At 55.0% G+C, this 16,424-nt stretch carries 16 protein-coding genes and 1 tRNA gene; 7 read left to right on the forward strand and 10 right to left on the reverse strand.

The window, feature by feature from the left end; all coding sequences use genetic code 11:
- Positions 1-119 precede the first annotated feature (119 nt).
- From ENN66_00630 to ENN66_00655, 6 genes are all read right to left on the reverse strand, one after another.
- Positions 120-317, reverse strand: a complete 198-nt coding sequence (locus tag ENN66_00630) for a MarR family transcriptional regulator (protein ID HDS15139.1) — start codon at positions 315-317, stop codon at positions 120-122.
- A 227-nt stretch (positions 318-544) separates the two neighbouring features.
- Positions 545-967 (reverse strand): hypothetical protein, encoded by a 423-nt coding sequence (locus tag ENN66_00635; protein HDS15140.1) that lies wholly within the window; start codon positions 965-967, stop codon positions 545-547.
- Entirely contained in the window at positions 964-2,583 is a 1,620-nt protein-coding gene (locus tag ENN66_00640; protein ID HDS15141.1) for a recombinase family protein, read from the reverse strand. Before ENN66_00640 ends, ENN66_00635 begins: the two co-directional genes overlap by 4 nt.
- Entirely contained in the window at positions 2,580-3,119 is a 540-nt protein-coding gene (locus ENN66_00645; protein HDS15142.1) for a DUF2924 domain-containing protein, read from the reverse strand. Before ENN66_00645 ends, ENN66_00640 begins: the two co-directional genes overlap by 4 nt.
- Before the next feature lie 351 nt (positions 3,120-3,470).
- Positions 3,471-3,546, reverse strand: a tRNA-Asn gene (locus ENN66_00650).
- Between the two features lie 70 nt (positions 3,547-3,616).
- Positions 3,617-4,363, reverse strand: a complete 747-nt coding sequence (locus ENN66_00655) for an ABC transporter (protein HDS15143.1) — start codon at positions 4,361-4,363, stop codon at positions 3,617-3,619.
- A gap of 390 nt (positions 4,364-4,753) precedes the next feature.
- On the opposite strand from ENN66_00655, the gene ENN66_00660 reads away from it, so the two are divergent.
- Genes ENN66_00660 through rfbB form a run of 3 tightly spaced genes read left to right on the forward strand, consistent with a single transcriptional unit; the run spans position 4,754 to position 7,549 of the window.
- Entirely contained in the window at positions 4,754-5,545 is a 792-nt protein-coding gene (locus ENN66_00660; protein HDS15144.1) for an enoyl-CoA hydratase/isomerase family protein, read from the forward strand.
- A 28-nt stretch (positions 5,546-5,573) separates the two neighbouring features.
- Positions 5,574-6,455, forward strand: coding sequence for a glucose-1-phosphate thymidylyltransferase (gene rfbA, locus ENN66_00665; GenBank protein HDS15145.1), 882 nt, complete (start codon positions 5,574-5,576; stop codon positions 6,453-6,455).
- 38 nt (positions 6,456-6,493) lie between these two features.
- Entirely contained in the window at positions 6,494-7,549 is a 1,056-nt protein-coding gene (gene rfbB, locus ENN66_00670; GenBank protein ID HDS15146.1) for a dTDP-glucose 4,6-dehydratase, read from the forward strand.
- Positions 7,550-7,611: 62 nt separating this feature from the next.
- On the opposite strand, the gene ENN66_00675 is transcribed toward rfbB, so the two are convergent.
- The 3 genes from ENN66_00675 to ENN66_00685 all read right to left on the reverse strand — a co-directional run bounded on the left by ENN66_00675 (position 7,612) and on the right by ENN66_00685 (position 10,928).
- The gene (locus ENN66_00675) at positions 7,612-7,950 is read right to left on the reverse strand and encodes a hypothetical protein (GenBank protein HDS15147.1); all 339 of its coding nucleotides are present in this window, start codon (positions 7,948-7,950) and stop codon (positions 7,612-7,614) included.
- Between the two features lie 734 nt (positions 7,951-8,684).
- Entirely contained in the window at positions 8,685-10,421 is a 1,737-nt protein-coding gene (locus ENN66_00680; GenBank protein ID HDS15148.1) for a hypothetical protein, read from the reverse strand.
- Positions 10,422-10,742: 321 nt separating this feature from the next.
- Entirely contained in the window at positions 10,743-10,928 is a 186-nt protein-coding gene (locus tag ENN66_00685) for a 4-oxalocrotonate tautomerase family protein (GenBank protein ID HDS15149.1), read from the reverse strand.
- 221 nt (positions 10,929-11,149) lie between these two features.
- Here ENN66_00685 and ENN66_00690 point away from each other — a divergent pair, with 221 nt between their 5' ends.
- Complete coding sequence (locus tag ENN66_00690) at positions 11,150-11,668, forward strand: hypothetical protein (GenBank protein ID HDS15150.1); 519 nt, start codon at positions 11,150-11,152, stop codon at positions 11,666-11,668.
- 197 nt (positions 11,669-11,865) lie between these two features.
- Here ENN66_00690 and ENN66_00695 read toward each other — a convergent pair whose 3' ends face one another.
- The gene (locus tag ENN66_00695) at positions 11,866-13,158 is read right to left on the reverse strand and encodes a phenylacetate--CoA ligase family protein (GenBank protein HDS15151.1); all 1,293 of its coding nucleotides are present in this window, start codon (positions 13,156-13,158) and stop codon (positions 11,866-11,868) included.
- 388 nt (positions 13,159-13,546) lie between these two features.
- Here ENN66_00695 and ENN66_00700 point away from each other — a divergent pair, with 388 nt between their 5' ends.
- Genes ENN66_00700 through ENN66_00710 form a run of 3 tightly spaced genes read left to right on the forward strand, consistent with a single transcriptional unit; the run spans position 13,547 to position 16,342 of the window.
- Positions 13,547-14,545 (forward strand): TRAP transporter substrate-binding protein, encoded by a 999-nt coding sequence (locus tag ENN66_00700; protein ID HDS15152.1) that lies wholly within the window; start codon positions 13,547-13,549, stop codon positions 14,543-14,545.
- Positions 14,493-15,041: a TRAP transporter small permease gene (locus ENN66_00705; GenBank protein ID HDS15153.1), complete on the forward strand. Its 549-nt coding sequence runs from the start codon at positions 14,493-14,495 to the stop codon at positions 15,039-15,041. The genes ENN66_00700 and ENN66_00705 overlap by 53 nt, the downstream gene beginning before the upstream one ends.
- Positions 15,038-16,342, forward strand: a complete 1,305-nt coding sequence (locus ENN66_00710) for a TRAP transporter large permease (GenBank protein ID HDS15154.1) — start codon at positions 15,038-15,040, stop codon at positions 16,340-16,342. Before ENN66_00705 ends, ENN66_00710 begins: the two co-directional genes overlap by 4 nt.
- The last annotated feature ends 82 nt before the right edge of the window (positions 16,343-16,424 follow it).

Consider the following 16,424-nt stretch of genomic DNA (forward strand, 5'->3'; position numbering starts at 1 on the left):
AAGACATTACCAATAAGCAAACTTAAAATTTAACCATGAACATCAGTGCTTAACTTTATCTTGCAATCAGGGTGATCAATTTTCGATAATCACAACTGGTCAAATTTCGGTTGTCATAACTACAAGTACCCTTTTCTCACGAGTTGGTTCACCTGCCCGTGTGCGCTGGCATGTGAAATGCCAAGAATATCGGCAAGCTCCTTCATCGTCGGAGGGAATCCCCGCTGATTCGCAAATCGCCGAATCGCCTTTAACGTGTTAAGCTGGCTATCAGTTATCTCTTTAACAGGGGGTCGGCCCCTGCTTTTATGTTTCATTTCTCTGCCTCAATGCTCTTGGGGCTTTAAAATTTCTTGAAACCACTTCGGCCATAGCGCCGGATGAGGACACGCTAAGGCCACGTTATAGGTAACTATTATATAACCCTGATATGCATCAGGTCAATTAAAAAAAAATGATGGTTAGATTCAACTCACCGAAAGCAGAGGGATTATTGGTGACAAAGGCCAGAATGGCCGAGGAGGTAAGTGGTTGCATGAAAGAGCTATCCAAGGCGGTCTTTGCGCATTTGGGCCCACATCTTCCGCTGCCGGTTCCAGTGGGGAACGGCGGCGACCGGCCGTAGGTCTTTTTCCAGGATCGGGTCTCGGCCCTTCATTGTATTCGGAAGGAAAAGGATGTCCTCCTGAATGTTCGGAGCGAGATTGAGCAAGTTCATGATCTGGGTGATGCGCGCCCGGGTCACGTAGCCCAGGCGGGCGAGGTCCGCATAGTCCTGTATATCGCCTCGCTTGACCAGTTTCTCAAAGCGGATCGCCAAAGCCAGGAGCTTGGCAACCCGCGGGATGTTCCCTTTGCCGGTTGATCCACGTCGGCTGTCGGACTGTCCCCGTTTGTTTCTCGGCTGGAATGTGAAGCTCACCTCCAGACGCCCTTCGCTTCCAAAGTTATACATGGTCGGTTTCATATACGGTTTTCCTTTCCAAGGTCTGCTTGTCCCAGGCAAACCGCCTTGATACCGGGGGAGCGGAACGTCACGGTCACTTTACCGTCCCGCCCATTGTAAGCGACGCGCTCAACAAGGGCTTTGATAACCCGCGCCTGTTCGCGTGGGGCAAGCGATTGCCAAATGGGGTCGAATGCCGCGAGAGCTTTTTCCAAATCTCCGTCTTCGAGCGTTTCTCTTTGGACGGCGATGGTTTCCTCGCGGATGACGGTAATCCTTTGTTCGAGAGAGTGAATTTGGTCTTGGAGGTCGGCCATCTGATCCGTCGCCGGCCCCCGGTCCGTTCCCGATGTCGGCAAGTCTCCCACGAGAGCGCGGAGCCTGGCATCCAACCGTTTGAGTTCCCGCTCGTGAGCGCGTCGCTCGGCTTCGATCTCCGCCAGACGCTTTTCGCTTTGAACCCGAACCTGGGAAGCCGTTTCCGAAAAGACCTCCGGGTTTGCGCCCAAGCCTTGGATATAGTCCACCACCGCGGCCTCAATCTCATAGGCATTGAGGGATTTGGTCGGGCAGGATGCCCATCCCCGTTGCTGGGCGGTTAGGCAGACATAGTAACGGTAATGCTTGCCCTTCCTGGCGGTGTAGGTGTGCACCATGGCTGTTCCACAAGGCGCGCAGTAGAGCAGACCCCTCAGCAGTGCACCGTATTTGTTGCGGATTTCCTTGCCGCCGGAACGCCCGTTGTGCCGAAGGGTATCCTGGACTTGTTGCCAGAGGTCCGGGTCCACGATCCCCTCATGCTCTCCGGGGTAGACGGTCCCTTTATAAATGATGTTGCCCGTGTATATGATGTTGGTGAGCAACCGAAAAAGGCTGCTCTTGTTAAACAGATTTCCTCCGCGTTCATCCCCTCGTTGAGTGGTCCACTTTTTCACTCCCCATTTGCGGCGTTCGAGTTCCTGAACAACAGGGATCAGGGCCTTGTGCTCCAGGTAAAGACTGTGGATGGCCCGCACCCGCTGCGCCTCATCATCATTGACGAGCAGCCGCCCTCCCTTGCGATCCACATCGTATCCGAGGACCGGCATGCCTCCGACCCACTTACCCTTCTTGCGGGCAGCAGACATCTTGTCCCTGGTCCGCTCCGAGATGATTTCCCGCTCAAACTGGGCGAAGGAAAGCAGGATGTTCAAGGTAAGCCGTCCCATGGAACTGGTCGTGTTGAACTGCTGGGTAACCGATACGACGAAGCTCACGGCGTGCTTGTCGAAAATCTCCATGATGCGGGCGAAGTCGAGAAGGGAGCGGCTCAGCCGGTCAACTTTGTAGACCACCACGCAATCGATGTCGCCAGCCTCGATGTCGGCGAAGAGTCTCTTGATGGCGGGCCGCTCCATGTTGCCGCCGGTGAATCCGCCGTCGTCGTCATAGCGCTCGGCAATGCACAGCCACCCTTCGTGCCGCTGGTTCGCGATATATGCCTCCGCGGATTCCCGCTGGGCGTCGAGGCTGTTGAAGTCCTGGTCGAGACCCTCGTCGGTGGATTTCCGGGTATAGATGGCGCAGCGCACGGTCGCTCGCCGGTTATCCATAGATTGCTGCGGGAGAGTACTGTTTCTTTCGTATTGTCTGCTCATCCGTTTCTCCCGTCCGACTCATCGTCTTGACCTTGCGGTCCCTTTGGTTCCGCAAGCCCGAAAAAAAGGAAACCGTTCCACTTGTTCCCGGTTGCCTCATGGGCAACGGCGGAGAGGGATTTGAACCATCGGCCATCATACTCGAAGCCCTTGTCCAGCACCTTGGCCACGATGTCCCGGCTTCGGAACTCCCTTACGAGCAGTGTTCCTGGAAGCGGCAGTCTGGGATCACGTTGCGGTTGCAGCCTGCCGCTCACCGACCGTTCCCTGACATCCATCAATCCCGGCTTAATAGGGCCCCGCAACATGCGGATTCTAAGGTCCGCGTCATTGGCGATTTCCTCCGCCCTCCGTCTGGCCCGATCCGACAGGCTGCCTTCAGCCAAGGCCTGCAAACGCCAAGCAATCCGTTTGCGAAGAAAATCCTTGTGGTAGAACCTCGTCTCCTCTCCGAAGACATCGATATACCTTTCCCGGAGTTCCCCGACGGTCATCCGGGAAAGGGCCTGCACTTGCTGATACGTCGTTTCATTCATGGCAACCTCCAAATAGCTTATGAAAAGTATCCGAAAAGCCTCGCCGCTCCAGCCCTCTCGCGGCTTTAACCGCTGCATGAATGAAGGCTTCTATTAGCGGAACAATCAAGTCGGTTCTCTGTAAACGCCTCGGATTCTTTGGTTTACACCACATTGCCGCAGAGCGTGGCGGGCGCGAACGTCAACGTTCTTGGTTGAAACTCGAAAGCTATAAGGGAAATGGAGAATCGGAGAAAATGTGCAGAAGGGCGTAAGTCGGCGTGGACACGACAGAAACGACAAAACCCCGAGGGGATGATCCCACGGGGTTTTGTGCTAACAAGTGACCGTCGAAATCGACGGATTGAATTTTGGCTCCTCGGGACGGGCTCGAACCGCCGACCTAGTGGTTAACAGCCACCCGCTCTACCGACTGAGCTACCGAGGAACAAAGTGGGAGGCCTTATAGCCTACAGCGTCACGAACTGTCAAGTTTTTTTTACGGAACCGAACGGCTCTCAATCGCGGGCCCGACTCACGAGATAAACCGCCAGCCGGAAAAAAACAAGCCCGACCGCCAACAGGAGCAGATAAGGGAACCAACCCGGAGCCTCGCCGAAAAGCGCGGCCCGAATCGCCGAGGAAGCGTGGGTCAGGGGCAGAAGCGTCAGGGGTTTCTGCAACCAGAGCGGCAGTCTTTCGAGAGGGAAAAAGGTGCCGCCCAGAAAGGCCATCGGCGTGATCAGAAAATTGGAAAGCATGGCCTGGTCGGCATGCGACTTGACCACCATCGCCAAACCCACCGCCAGGGAAGAAAAAACGAAACTGTTGAGCAGCGTGGCGCTCCAGAACAGCGGATTGCCGTAGGCCAGCACCACCCCAAAGGGAAAACCGATACCGATAATCAGAAGCAGGGCCAGGTGCGCCCGGGTCATTCCGGCCAGGACCTCCCCCAGGACATAAGCCGAACTACTGATCGGAGCGGCCTGAAACTCTTCGAAAGTATACCAGTAAAAACGGGCGACATTGATTTCACCGGCAATCGCGAAAGCCTGAATCATGGAACTCATGGCCAGTAAGCCGGGAAGCAGAAACTCAATATAGCTGCGCCCGCCGACCAGCTGATCGCCGCCCATGGCATAGCCGAAAGCCAGCAGATAGAGCAAAGGGGCAACCGCCATGGATGACAGCATCCGCGGCAGCCGATGACGGACAATCAGCATTTCCCGGTAAAAAACCGCGAACCAACCTTTAAAGATCTTCATTCCGGCTGACTTACCACAACCTATTGAAATCGTTAAAATTGATCGTCATTGTCAAATTCTGAAAATCGCCTGAGGGGCGTGGGTCGCCTCTAAAGATCTTCCTGCGCGCCGACATTCGCTCAGGCCGGGCCGGACTTAAGGCAAACAGAAAATCCGCCGAGGCGGAAGTAATAAGATTTGCAACCGGCTATTTTATACCGCCGGAGCATTGTACCTGACAATTTTATTTTTGACAATACGGCAAGCCGGGCCCGCCAAAACAGCAAGCCCGTTCGTCCTTAAAGATTGACAAGAACTCCGGTAATTGAGTATGTAGACGCGCTTGCCGAAACACGCCGCCCGAGCGCGGCACCGGGGAAAAGAAAACGGCACAAGGAGTAAAATAAAAACATGCAAAAATCAGTCACGATTGAAAAAAACGAGGGTTACGCCATTCTGCGTCTCAGCCGGCCGGAAAAGGCCAATTCTTACGGCGGCGAAATGGCCCAGGATCTGTGGGACGCGGTCCGCGGTCTGCGCTGGGACAATGACGTCAAGGCCGTTCTACTGGAAGCCGAAGGTAAAATATTCTCCGGCGGCGGTGATCTTCCGAGCTTTCAACAGGGGTTGAACGAAGGCGGCATGAGCAACATCATGGAGGAGCTTTCCGTAATCCTTAACGCCACGGTGCTGGCCATTCGCCGCATGGAAAAGATCTTTGTCTCGCTGATCGACGGCGTCTGCGCCGGCGCCGGACTGGGTCTGGCCCTGGCCGCCGACATCAGCCTGGCCACTGAAAACGCCCTCTTTGTCGCCGGTTATATCGGCATCGGCGCCGTCCCGGACGGGGGCAGCAGTTTTGCCGTGATTGAAGCCCTGGGACGGCCGCGAGCAGCCGACTTTTTTTTGAATAACGGCCGCATCGACGGAGTCGAAGCCGCCAGGATCGGGCTTGTCAGCCGTTTTGTCAACAGCGATCAGGCTCGAAGCGAGGCGCTGGCAATGGTCCAGGCGTTAAGCCGCGGACCCCGCCTGGCCCAGGCCGCGACCAAGGATTTACTGGCCACCCTGCCCGGGCTCTCACTGGCTGAATACCTGGAAAAAGAAAGACAGGGCATCATCGGCGTATCCGGCACCCAGGATTTCAAAATCGGAGTCGACGCCTTTCTCGCCAAGAAAAAACCTGAATTCAGCGGCATGTGAAGAAAGCAGCCGCGGGGAGAACCTGACCATGACCGTTAGCAAGGGAATTATTCTCGCCGGAGGAGCCGGTAGCCGTCTCTACCCGCTGACCCGGGTCGCCAGTAAACAGCTGATGCCGGTTTACGACAAACCGATGATCTACTATCCGCTGTCAACCATGATGATGGCCGGGATTCGCGAGATTCTGATCATCTCCACCCCTTTTGACCTGCCGCGTTTCGCCGACCTGCTCGGCGACGGCGCCGAACTCGGCATCAATCTCTCCTACACCGTCCAGGAACGCCCGGAAGGCATCGCTCAGGCCTTTATCCTGGGACGCGACTTTATCGACCGAAAATCCGTCTGCCTGATTCTGGGCGATAATATTTTCTACGGCAAATACGACTTTCTCGACGCCGTTCGGGACTTTCGCGAGGGAGCGCTGATTTACGGCTATTATGTCAAGGATCCGGAACGCTACGGGGTCGTCGAGTTCGACAAAAGCGGGCGCGCCATTTCCCTGGAAGAAAAACCCAAACTTCCGAAATCTCATTTCGCCATTCCCGGTCTCTATATCTACGACCATCAGGTTTCCGACCTGGCCGCCGGCATGCGGCCTTCGGCCCGGGGCGAACTTGAGATCACCGACTTAAATCGCATTTATCTTGAACGCGAACAACTTCAGGTCAGAAAAATCGGCCGGGGTGTCGCCTGGCTTGACACCGGCACCCACCAGAGTTTACTAGAAGCCAGCCATTTTATCGGCACCCTGGAACAGCGTCAGGGACTTAAATTTGGATGTCTTGAAGAGGTCGCCCTGCGCATGGGCTTTATCAGGCCTACGAAACTTGCCGAGCTTCTGCGCCACATTCCGGAATCACCCTACCGCCAGTACCTGGAGGTAGTTCTCAAGGAAGAAGAAAGCATATAAAAAACCTTCACCCTGAAAATAAAGAAGGATAAGACTTCATGCAAAACGTTCTGGTTACCGGCGGCCTGGGCTTTATCGGCAGCAATTTCATCCGCCTGCTCCTGACCAAGAAAAGCGGCTACCGGGTCATCAACCTTGACGCCGTCACCTACGCCGGCAACCCGGCCAACCTGCGCGACCTGGAAAGTAATCCGGCCTACCACTTGGTTCGCGGCGAAATCGGCAACCGGGCTTTGGTCGATGCCTTGCTGGCGGCCGAACAGCCCGATTTCATCGTCAACTTTGCCGCCGAATCGCACGTCGACCGCAGCATTACCGGCCCCGCCGCTTTCATCGAAACCAACATCGTCGGCGCCTTTACCCTGCTTGAAGCCTTTCGCCGCCATAACGAGGCCGGAAACCGCGGACGTTTTCTCCAGGTTTCGACCGACGAGGTTTACGGCTCGCTGGGAACCGAGGGCTACTTTACTGAAACCACCCCCTACAGCCCCAACAGCCCCTACGCCGCGAGCAAAGCGGCCGCCGACCACCTGGTCCGGGCCTACCACCATACTTACGGACTGGACACCCTGATCACCAATTGCTCGAACAACTACGGTCCCTATCAGTTTCCCGAAAAACTGATTCCTCTGATGATCGGTAACGCACTTGAGGGCCGAGCCCTGCCGGTTTACGGCGACGGGAAAAACGTCCGCGACTGGCTTTATGTCGAAGATCACTGCCGCGCTCTGGAACTGGTGATGCGCGCCGCCCGAAGCGGCGAAACCTATAACATCGGCGGCCATAATGAAATGGCCAACCTCGACCTGGTCAGGCTTTTATGCAGTTCCCTGGATCGGCGTCTCGGCTTGCTGGCCGGCAAACGCTCCCGGCTGGATTTGATCACCTTCGTCGGCGACCGCAAAGGCCACGACCGCCGCTATGCCATCGACGCCGAAAAGATCAAGCGAGAACTGGGCTGGGAACCGGAAACCGGATTGGCCGAAGGCATGGAAAAAACCATCGACTGGTATCTGGAAAATCCGGACTGGCTCAATCAGGTCCGCGATGGCAGCTATCGCAAATATTATGATGAAATGTATCAACAACGCTGACTAAGACCCCAGCAACCACTACCGAACGCCCAACAACCGCCACGGATTTCCGTAAAATCAGTTCAGTCTCCGGCCGCAGCCGCATTTTCAGACGCAGTTTTTTTAACCTTGGGGGCCTTGCGCCCTGAGGCCGAAGCCGGCTTAGCGGCTCCGGCCGGCAGTTCGGTTTTCAGACTCCCGCCCCGCAACAAAGTCATCGCCGCCTCACGATTCTCCGCCAGATAGAAAGCCAGCTCCTCAAGCCGTCCGACTTCAACCTCCAGACCGGCCGTCTGCAGAAAACCAAGCAACCGCTCCGCGATATCAAGAATTTTATCATAGGCATCGGCCTCTTTCTTGGAGGTAAAAGTCATCTTCTGCTCTCCATTTCTGACCACGATGTATTGAACGACAACCGCCATCTCATTTCTCCCCCAGAATTTATAAGTTTCGCCATCAGCCCTGCCTGCAAGCCGGACGCACAAACCTTTCAAAACAGATCTACACGGAAAACCACTCAACCAGGCTCCCATCCTAACATTAAAAAAAAATCATGTACACACCTAAGCCTTCGCCTTCAGGCTCCCCGGTGAACGACTTGGCCCGACTGTAACCCCGTTCCCGCCGAAAATTGCCTTCCAGCGCTCGCGGCTGCCGGGAGAATGCAAAAGAAACCTGAGGGCAACCTGATTTCACCGCAACCAACAACCGGACTGAAAGATTTGGGATTGAAACAGAAAGGGGGGGGGAAGAGGAAAAAAGCTTCGGCGAAACGGGCCCGTAAGCCCATTTCGCCATACTCATGGTCACTTACGGTTGACGGGGTTGATGGTCCCGGCGCAATGAGCCCCCTTGTTGAGCTCATCATCATAAACCTAGATATTACCTTTACCGCATCTGGGACAGATTTTCAGGTTTTTTCCTCAGGGGTCAATACCTTTTCGTAATCACAGTCCATGCATAACAATCTTAGCGCCATAAGTTCACCTCCTGATGTCATTCTGAACGATGCTTGACCTGCTGCCTTGAAAGAAAAACGACCCAAGACAATTCGCCCCGGACAATCCGGAAACAACGATTTTCATGCAGAGTCACTCGGATTCCTTCAGCCTCCGGCGCGGCCGATCATTCGACGGGTGGAGAGAGTTCCGACCCGTCATCGCGCCTTAATTTTTTTTGAAAACTTTTCTTTCAGGGTATCGACAAGTTGCTTCTCCAGCTTTCGGCGCAGCTGTTTCTGGGCCGCCTTTTCATCCAGGCTCAAACGGGGGTGGGAAAGTTCTCCCCCCAGCCGCAGGCTAACTACAGCCTCCCCGCGCTCATTGAAGGTCTGCCGGACCCAGGGATAACGCTGAGTCATGCGTTCACTCAGAACCGGATTCACCACCAGGCTCAGGGGCAAATCAAGACTTCCGTCAAGGCCGACCCGCCCTTCGAGACGCCCCCCAAGCTGCTCTCCCCGCCAGGAACCGTTGATTTCCAAGCGGCCATCCCTGAGCCGAAGATTGCCATCGAGATCGTCTATTTTCAGGCTTTCAAACTCCGGCGCTCCGAGCAGCTGCGCCAAGCTCGCGGTCAGCGGCAAATCCCGCAGATATCCATCCTGCAAACCATAATTGCCTTCCAGCGACAGATGCCGTTTCAGCGCAGTTGCATCGAACCCGCGGCCGCTGAAACTGAAACGACCAAAAGCGGCGCCGCCGACCTTTTCAGCCAAGGCCGGCGCCATCATGGTACTCAAAGACTTTATTTGCAACTCGGAAAAGGAAAGATTGCCGTCAAATTCCGGTTCGAGCTGAAACGGGCGGACGACGAGGTCGGCCGAGAACAATCCTTCCGCCGGTTTACCCTTGAAATCGGCCAGTTCGAACACCCCGTTTGCCAACTGATAGCGACCGGATAATTCCCGCATTCGATAGTTTTCATAGACCAACTCAGCCACGGCCAAACGGCCCCGGACCGTCAGCGGGGGTTCGGCAAGCGGCTCCGCCTTTTCCTCGTCAACCGCGCGAGGCTCGGGTTTTGGTAATCCTCCAGCCTCCGCCGGCGGCTGAACCAGGCCGAAAAGGTAAGCCAGATCGAGACGACCGGCCGCCAGATCAAGCACGAGCTCCGGCCTGCTCCCGAGATAATTACTAAGCCGACCGCTGACCGCGAACGCCTGTTCATTCAGACGATTATCCAGATGATAATCGATCCGCTGCCGGTCGAATTCAAGCTGACCCTGAACCCCGGCCTGCAAGGAACCCTGTTCGGCGGTCAGGTTGAAATCCATCTTTCCCGAAAAATCGAGCGCTTCCGGCCGCAGATCTCTCAACTTCAGATCGGCGCCGAGAGCGGCGACCAGTTCCGCTGCCGGCAGCTCACCCTTTTCATCGAAAAAGAAAGCCCGCAAATTCTCAATCTCGACTCGCTGAACCACCAAGGCCAGCGGCAGAGCCTTTCCTTGGGAAGACGAAGTCGAAACCGGAAAACCTTGCTCCGGCCCTGAGGTTGGACTCTGCAAAAATTTAAGCTCGGAATAATTATAACTGCCGTCAAGCCGGCGGCGAACCTTCAGCGCCAGGCCTGCAACCCGAACCCGGCTGATCTCAAGACGCCTTTGCAAAAGAGGACGCCAGTTGTAACCCAAGCTGAACTCCCGAACCGTGACAAAATCACTGCGCCCGTCACCTTCCTTAACCGCGAGACCGCCGATCCTGACCCCTTTAAAAAGATCGATCTGCAAAGAGGCGACCTCGACCTTGCGGCCCAAACCGTCCTCTATGGGAGGCAACAGCAAACTGCGAAGGCGTTCTTCCGTGAAATATAATTTCAACCCCGCCGCCACCGCGAGCAGCAAAAGAACCAGAACCAATCCACAGTAAAACAACAGGCGCAGCCAGGTTTTCACATTTTTATCCTTTCCGTAAAAGTCAAGCCGTTCGTCCCGCGAACAAGACCCTCACTGAAATGATTGTCATGTTCTATAACCGCAAGTCATCGATAAACTACTACTTCAAGATAGCATATGTTGTCCGGATTGCAAGCCCCGAAAAGCCTCCCGCCGACCACGGCAGGAAAGCAAAAACTCCGGCAAACTCCCATTCCTCCGCATTCTCGTACATTTGCGAGTGCGGAGGGGAAATTCACTCTTCCACGCGAACAAAACGGCCCGCTCTTCCGGCAAGCAACCCCGGTCCGGACTGGAAACTTGAAAGGGGGCGCTCCATCCTTACAGGTCTGAAAGGAGAACCCCGCCTTTACTGATGTTGTCCCGACTCTCCTCGTCAATAAAAACAATGACCGCTTCCGGCGGGCGATTGGCGACCCGGGCGATCACTTCGGTCACCCCTTTACAGATTTCGGCTTTTTGTTCGCGTTCAAGTTTACCGGCGACCCTAATACTGACATACGGCATAAAGCACCTCTTTGATCCTGCTTTATTATAAGATATTTGCAAACTATGCCGCCGGATGATTATCCGCCCGAATGAAAACCGTTGCAATCAGGATCTTTCGGGTTGACAGCATAGTTACCGATTTTTTTACGACAAAAAAGTTGCAATTAACCTTGGATATGGTACATTAATTTTATCGTCAAGATCAACATTTTTCTAACGAAGGAAAAGGAGGCACGCACATGGGAAAAACAATGAGAAGGGCTTTTCTGTTTACGATGATGATGGTGGTTGTGCTGTTATGGACAAGCCCCCTGCTGGCTCTCAGCGGCGGGCAGCAGGTCAAGATCCCCTATGTGGTTTCCATGCCCGACGCGGGCTGGTGGACCGGCATCGCCATCACCAACGACAGCGACGAGATCATCACCAATATGGAGCTTGCCTTCACCACCGCCGGCGGTGACTCCGGGTTGATTTTCAAAACCAGGGCGGTTACGGAGCCGATTGTCGGCCCCATTGGTCCTATAGTCCCCATTTCATACACCACCACGCTCGAGGATATTGCGGCCCACGCCATTCTCGTCAACACCCTGGACGCCCTTTACACCGGCAGCGGCAGTAAAACTTTACCCTCTGAAATCGGCTCAATAGTCTTATCCCATACCGGTTCCGCTCCTTTTTACGTAACCCTCTACATCGGCAACCCTGAGGGCTTCTCCTTTCAGGTTTTCAAATCCGAATCCGTGTCAATGCCCCTTTAAACTCAAGTCCCGGAAACAAACCGCGATCCCTGGCAAAAGAAAAAGCTCGGGCGCACCCAAAAACAAACCCCGGAAACTTGGAATTCCTTAAACAAACCAAGTTTCCGGGGCAAGAAGCAATCAAAACCGGGCTGACTCCAGACCAAAACGAGCTCACCCTTCCGAGCACCAGCGCAACTCTCAACGAAGACCAACCCTCAATCATAGCGACGATCAAAAACCCTCTGCGTCTTGCGCTCGCTGCGCGGCAGCGAGCCATAGGCAAGCAGCTCGACCCGAGGAGTGACCATGAGGCGGTGCTTGAGCCGACTGATCAATTCTCCCCGCAGAAATTCATCGCGCTCAGGCCCGGTCTGAACCGACCGCTCAACTTTCAGGGTCAGATAATCGCGCCCATCCTCCAGATGGTCCAGGTGTATCTGATACTCGCTGCCGACCCCCTCGATCCCGGAAAGCACCGCATCGACTTCACCTGGATAAACGTTAACTCCGCGAATAATAAAAACATCGTCACTGCGGCCCAGAATGGCGCTGTGTCGCGGCAGGATCGACCCGCAGGGACAAGGCTCACTCACGACCCGGGCCAGATCCCTTGAACGATAGCGAACCAGGGGGGCCGCCTCCTTCCAGAGGGTGGTGTAAACCATCTCTCCGACCTCGCCATCAGGCACCGGTTCAAGGGTTTCGGGATCGAGAAACTCGAGATAGTAATAGTCGGCCCAATAATGAATTTTACTGCTGCAGTGACAGTTAAGCCCGGTTCCCGGACCATAAACCTCCGTCAACCCGGGAATATCATAAAACTCTTTCAGCCCCAGGAGCTCGACGATGCGCCGCCTCATCGCGGCGCTGGTCCGCTCCGAGCCGCAGATTACTTTTTTAAGATTGATCCTGTCACGCAAGCCCCGGCGCTGCACCTCTTCCGCCAGCAACAAGGCCATGGAAGCCGTGCAACACAGCACCGTGGTCGCGAAATCAACCAGAAAGGTACATTGCAGATCGAGATTCCCCGGTCCGGTCGGCAAGGCCATCGCCCCGTAGCGCTCGCAGGCCAGCTGAAAGCCGGCGCCCGCGGTCCAGACACCGTAGCCGACACAGATCTGAACCCGGTCTTCACAGCTTAACCCCGCCATCTCGTAACAGCGACAGAACATGTTGAGCCAGTCGTCAATATCCTTCTGCGTATACGCCGCGACCTTGCGTTTACCGGTAGTGCCCGATGAGGCGTGAATTCGAACGATATCTCTTTCCGGGACCGATTTAAACGGCAGCGGATAACCGGCGCGAAAATCTTCCGCCGTGGTCAGAGGAAAACAACGCAGATCCTTTAGTTTATTAAAGTCTTCGGGAGAAACTCCGGCCTCAGTAAAATGCCGGCGATAGAAATCACAATTCTCATAGGCATGGCGAAGGGTCCAGGCCAGGCGGCGACGCTGGAGTTCCTCCAGTTCGCCCCGGGTCTTCACCCGAGGCGCAAATCTTTTTAACATTACAGATCTCCGTCCTCTAAATAATAGCCGCATGCGGCGGGGCTGAAAAAAGGGGATTGCTCTAGAACATCTTTTCACTTTTGTCAACCCGGCGAGACCGTCAAAATCGTCAGCAGCGACTCCAAGTCAATGCCTTTGACAGAAAAAAAGTTGCATCCCCGGGCAAAAGCAAGTATTCTGGTTGTCGCTGGGGCCGTTTTTGCAAAAAAACAGCCACCGACATCCGGTCATGGAATGACCGATCGCAAGGCCAAACGAGCTGAACGCAGCTCGTTTAAAATTCCCCAAAAAACAACAACCAAAACTCCGTTCATCGGAAAACCGTTCGGGAAAGGTATAAATCATGTTCAAAACATTGCTCGGATTAAGAAAAAAACTTACTATCCTGATGGTCTTGACCACGATTATGGCACTTGGTTATCCGGCCGGTCAGGCCGACTGCCAGACTCTCAACTACGCCAATTTTCCTCCGGCCCCGACCTTTCCCTGCGTCCAGATGGAGCGCTGGGCTCAGGAAATCGAAGCCCGCACGCGGGGCGAAGTCAAGATCATGACCTTTCCCGGCGGCACCTTGCTCGGAGCCAAAAATATGTTCGACGGGGTCAAAAACGGTCTCGCCGACATCGGTTGTTTCTGCCCACCTTATCTGCCCGGACGCTTCCCCTTGTTTGAGGCGGTTGACCTGCCGGTCGGTTTCACCAGCGCCAGGGTGGCCAGCGCCGTCCTCTGGGATCTCTATGAAAAATACCAGCCGGAAAGCTTCAAGGACGTCAAGGTCCTGACCATGTTTACATGCGCTCCGGCCAACCTCATGCTGAAGGTTCCGGCCACTACGCTGGAAGAGCTCAGGGGCATGGAAATCCGGGGCACCGGCATCTCAGGCCGCTACCTCGAAGCGATGGGAGCCGTGGCCGTGGCCATGCCGATGTCGGCGGCCCCTGAAGCCCTACAGAAGGGGGTCGTCAAAGGAATCTTCTCCTCCCTGGAAATCATGAAAGATTTCAAATTCGCCGAACTCTGCAAGCATGTCACCATCATTAACGGTCCGACCACTTCCTTCGCGGTGATCATGAACCAAAAAAAATGGGAGGCCCTGACCCCTGAAACCCAAAAAATCTTCTCCGACCTCGGCCGCGAACAGGCTCTGTGGACCGGCGCCTATGAAGACGACCATGTCCGCGAGGCCCTGACCTGGTCGGAAAACGAGCATCGGGTTAAAATAAATACCATCTCGCCGCAGGAAAGCGCGATCATCGCCGAACGGGTTCGCTTCATGACCGAAGCCTACCTCAACCACACCGCCAAGGCCGGCCTGCCGGGCAAGGCCTTTCTTGATGACCTGTACGCACTCAAAGCGGCTTACGAAAAAGAATATGCGGGGAAATGATGCTTTCCGGAATTTCCTGGCCAGGTTTCAGCGAATCAAGCTGAACCTGGCCGGACTTTCCCTGATCCTGATGATGCTGATCGGCTGCGCCAATGTCGTCTGCCGAAACTTCGGCAGACCGCTGAAAGGCTCTTTTGAGATTATCGGCTATCTGGGGGCGATCACCATAGCCCTGGCCTTGGGCAGCGCCCAGATGGAAAAAAAGCATATTATCGTCGATATCATCACCCGCCACTACAACCGTTTCTGGCAGCGCTGGACGGCGATTTTCAGTCATCTGACCGGAGCTCTCTTTTTCAGTCTGGCGGCTTGGCGGACCTGGCTCTGGGGCGACAGTATCCGCCTGTCCGGAGAAACCTCGGAAACCCTGCACATGATTTTCCACCCATTCATCTATTTGACCGCTTTCGGCTTTGCCTTTCTGGCTCTGGTCCTCTTCGCCGATCTGAAGGCCAGTCTGAACTCGAAAGCAACCTCTGACTCGGAACCGACATGAGCCCGGAAATTGTCGGCATCGCCGGCCTCTTTCTGATGTTGGCGGCGATGCTTCTCTTACAGATTCCAGTCGGTTTCGCCATGGCCGTCACCGGCTTTATCGGCGTTGCCCGGCTCACCTCGGCAGATGCCGCCCTGACCCTGATCGGCAACGACCTCTGGATGACGTTTTCCTCGTACGATCTGACAATTATTCCACTGTTCATTTTCATGGGCCATATCTGCTTTCACAGCAATGTCAACCAACGCCTCTACAGTTGCGCCTATACCTGGTTGGGAGCGACCCGCGGCGGCTTGGCCGTAGCCACCATTGCCGCCTGCGCCGGATTTGCCGCCATCAGCGGCTCAAATACGGCGACTGCGGCCACCATGACCTCGGTCGCCTTGCCCTCGATGCGCAGATACGGTTACCATCCTACCCTGATTACCGGCTCGATCGCGGCCGGGTCGACCCTGGGAGTAGTGATTCCGCCCAGTATTGTCTTGGTGGTCTACGGCATCTACACCGGCCAATCGATCGCCAAGCTTTTTTTCGGCAGTATCATCCCCGGGCTGATCATGGGCCTCCTGCTGACCTTCACCGTTATCATCATCTGCCGGCGCCATCCGGCCTGGGGACCACTCGGCGAGAAAACCACGTTCAGGGAAAAACTTATCTCCCTGAAAGGATCGTTCGAAATGCTGCTCCTTTTCTCACTGGTCATGGGCGGCCTTTTTGCCGGTTATTTTACCCCCAGCGAAGCCGGAGCTATCGGCTCCGGCTTCGCCCTGCTCTTAAGCCTGGCCCGTCGCTCCCTGACCTTGACGAAATTTTCAGCCGCGATTAACGAAACCCTGAAAATCTCCAGTTTCATCGTTATCATCATTGCCGGAGCTGTCATTTTCGGCCGTTTTCTGGCTCTGACGCGGTTGCCTTACGCTATTGCCGAATGGGCGGCCGCCCTGCCGATCTCCCCGACTTTGATTCTCTGGCTTGTCCTTCTGGTCTTCATCATCGGCGGAGCCATCATGGATGCTCTGGGCCTGCTGATGATCACGATTCCGATTTTCTACCCACTGGCCCTGAAACTGGGATTTGACCCGATCTGGTTCGGAGTAATTATCACCATCGTCACCACCATGGGAGCCATCACCCCGCCGGTTGGAGTCAGCGCCTACGTGGTCGCAGGCATGGCCGAAGACATAGCCCTGAGCACCATTTTAAAAGGCGTCAGCTATTTCCTTCCCTCCTACATCATCACGATTATTATACTGGAAATTTTTCCGCAACTGGTACTCTGGGCGGCCGCTTCGGTTCACTGACGATTTTCAAGCACACAAATTCGCGGTTGTTCCCGAATTTTGGAATATGATATGAAGAATAAATTAATCTCGACCTTAACCA

The organism is Pseudomonadota bacterium, assembly GCA_011049115.1.
GTDB lineage: Bacteria > Desulfobacterota > Anaeroferrophillalia > Anaeroferrophillales > Tharpellaceae > DSCM01.

Bases quoted from the DNA above. Each gene is read 5' to 3' on its own strand.
- ENN66_00630 (HDS15139.1), bottom strand. From the start codon at position 317: ATGAAACATAAAAGCAGGGGCCGACCCCCTGTTAAAGAGATAACTGAT.
- ENN66_00635 (HDS15140.1), bottom strand. From the start codon at position 967: ATGAAACCGACCATGTATAACTTTGGAAGCGAAGGGCGTCTGGAGGTG.
- ENN66_00640 (HDS15141.1), bottom strand. From the start codon at position 2,583: ATGAGCAGACAATACGAAAGAAACAGTACTCTCCCGCAGCAATCTATG.
- ENN66_00645 (HDS15142.1), bottom strand. From the start codon at position 3,119: ATGAATGAAACGACGTATCAGCAAGTGCAGGCCCTTTCCCGGATGACC.
- ENN66_00655 (HDS15143.1), bottom strand. From the start codon at position 4,363: ATGAAGATCTTTAAAGGTTGGTTCGCGGTTTTTTACCGGGAAATGCTG.
- ENN66_00660 (HDS15144.1), top strand. From the start codon at position 4,754: ATGCAAAAATCAGTCACGATTGAAAAAAACGAGGGTTACGCCATTCTG.
- rfbA (HDS15145.1), top strand. From the start codon at position 5,574: ATGACCGTTAGCAAGGGAATTATTCTCGCCGGAGGAGCCGGTAGCCGT.
- rfbB (HDS15146.1), top strand. From the start codon at position 6,494: ATGCAAAACGTTCTGGTTACCGGCGGCCTGGGCTTTATCGGCAGCAAT.
- ENN66_00675 (HDS15147.1), bottom strand. From the start codon at position 7,950: ATGGCGGTTGTCGTTCAATACATCGTGGTCAGAAATGGAGAGCAGAAG.
- ENN66_00685 (HDS15149.1), bottom strand. From the start codon at position 10,928: ATGCCGTATGTCAGTATTAGGGTCGCCGGTAAACTTGAACGCGAACAA.
- ENN66_00690 (HDS15150.1), top strand. From the start codon at position 11,150: ATGGGAAAAACAATGAGAAGGGCTTTTCTGTTTACGATGATGATGGTG.
- ENN66_00695 (HDS15151.1), bottom strand. From the start codon at position 13,158: ATGTTAAAAAGATTTGCGCCTCGGGTGAAGACCCGGGGCGAACTGGAG.
- ENN66_00700 (HDS15152.1), top strand. From the start codon at position 13,547: ATGGTCTTGACCACGATTATGGCACTTGGTTATCCGGCCGGTCAGGCC.
- ENN66_00705 (HDS15153.1), top strand. From the start codon at position 14,493: ATGACCTGTACGCACTCAAAGCGGCTTACGAAAAAGAATATGCGGGGA.
- ENN66_00710 (HDS15154.1), top strand. From the start codon at position 15,038: ATGAGCCCGGAAATTGTCGGCATCGCCGGCCTCTTTCTGATGTTGGCG.